Annotated in this window: 1 pseudogene; it reads right to left on the reverse strand. The window is 68.8% G+C overall.

Annotated elements, in window-relative coordinates:
• Positions 1-1,829 (reverse strand): annotated as a pseudogene (locus K6T84_RS23780) (hypothetical protein); the annotation flags it as partial.
• Positions 1,830-1,861 lie beyond the last annotated feature (32 nt).

Genomic DNA, 1,861 nt, shown 5'->3' on the forward strand with positions numbered 1-1,861 from the left:
GTGCCGTTGGCCGAGGTACCACCGGCCGCGCCGTCACCGGCGTTACCACCGCTGCCACCGTTACCACCGTTGACACTCGCGGTCACCGCGTTGGCACCGGCACCACCATCGGCACCGTTACCGGCCGCACCCGCGTTACCAGCGGTGTTGGCCGCCAGCTCACCGGAGTTACCGCCCTTGCCCGCGTCACCGCCGTTACCACCGGAGATGCCGTTGCCGCTACCACCGTTGCCGAAGCTGCCGGCCGTACCGGCGACACCGGAACCACCGGCGCCGCCGTTACCGCCGTTGCCCCACTTACCGCCGTCACCACCGGCACCGGCGTTACCGCCACTGGTCCCGGCAGCCGCAGTGGCATCAGCGAACGCGTTGTAACCGTTGCCACCGACACCACCGTTACCGGAGACGATCGGGGTGATGGTGCCATCGGCACCCTTGGCACCGTCAGCGCTGCCACCGGCACCCGCACCGCCCTCGCCACCGACGCCCGCAGCATCACCCGGGTCACCACCGTTACCAGCGTTGCCACCGTTGGGGTTGGCCGCGGTACCGGCGGCACCATCGCCACCGTTGCCGCCCAGGCCGACGTCGCCGCCCTTACCACCGGCGCCACCCTTGCCGCCGACACCATTGGCGCCGCTGCCGGCGTGGTCCGCGGTACCGGCCGCACCACCGGCGCCACCCTTGCCGCCGTTGGCACCGGCGCCGCCGTCACCACCATCGGTGCCGTTGCCACTGCCGTTGTTGGCGAAGGAGCCATTGGCGCCGTTGGCGCCGGTACCACCGGTACCACCCTGGCCGCCCTCACCACCGACGCCACCATTACCGCCGTTACCGAGGATCTCGCCGCCGTTACCGCCGACACCACCAGCACCACCGGCCGCACCCTCGGTACCGACACCACCGTTGCCGTCACCACCGTTGCCGAACGAACCGGCCGCACCCTGCAGGCCCTGACCACCGACACCACCGGCGCCACCGTTACCACCGTTACCGGTGTGCGGGCCGGCGTTACCACCGTTGCCGCCCAGACCACCGGCCGTGGCCGCAACACCGTTGGCCGCGTCCAGGCCGTGCCCACCGATACCGCCGTTGCCACCGTTACCGATACCCAGCGCGCCCATACCGTCGCCACCGTTACCGCCGGCACCAGCCAAAACCACATTGCCGCTGCCATCGACGAACGCACTCGCACCGTTACCGCCGTTACCGCCGAAGCCCATCAGGCCACCACCGGCGCCACCGTCACCACCGGAGCCCGCGTAAAGAACGTTGCCGATCGTCACCGTCGAGCCCGCAGTCGCGTCACCACCGGTACCACCGTTACCGAACAGGCCGGCCGCGCCACCGTCAGAGCCGTCGATGCCGTCGCCACCGTTACCGAACCAGGAGCCACCATCCTGAGCCTGAACCAGGACACCCTGGTCGTTGACGTAAGCGTCCGCACCGTTGCACAGCACACCGCACGAGTCACCCGTAGCGAACGCCTGGTTCATCGGGTCCAGCCACCAGTCATTGGCCGAGTTGGTGACCAGCGCCTCCATCGGGTCGTAGAACGAGTGATACAACGCAGTGTCAAAAGCCACCCACGCATCCGGGTCCCCGCCCAGCAGCCCGCTCAGGTCACCGATGGAGAAGTCGGCCGAACCCGGAACCTCAAGATCGCTACCGAACCACGAGAACGGGTCAAAGAAGTCAAAGTCCGCCTGCGCCGGCGACGCCACCAACGGCGTCATCCCGAACGCCAAAAACGCCCCCACCGACGTCGCGGCACCAGCCATCCGCCGACGACCCGCCGACGCACCCCGACCGCTATCCCGTTTCGACATTCACATCACTCCCTCTGCTGTGAGAACGCCGC

The sequence above is a fragment of the Mycobacterium zoologicum genome, assembly GCF_020181635.2.
GTDB classification, from domain to species: Bacteria; Actinomycetota; Actinomycetes; order Mycobacteriales; family Mycobacteriaceae; genus Mycobacterium; species Mycobacterium zoologicum.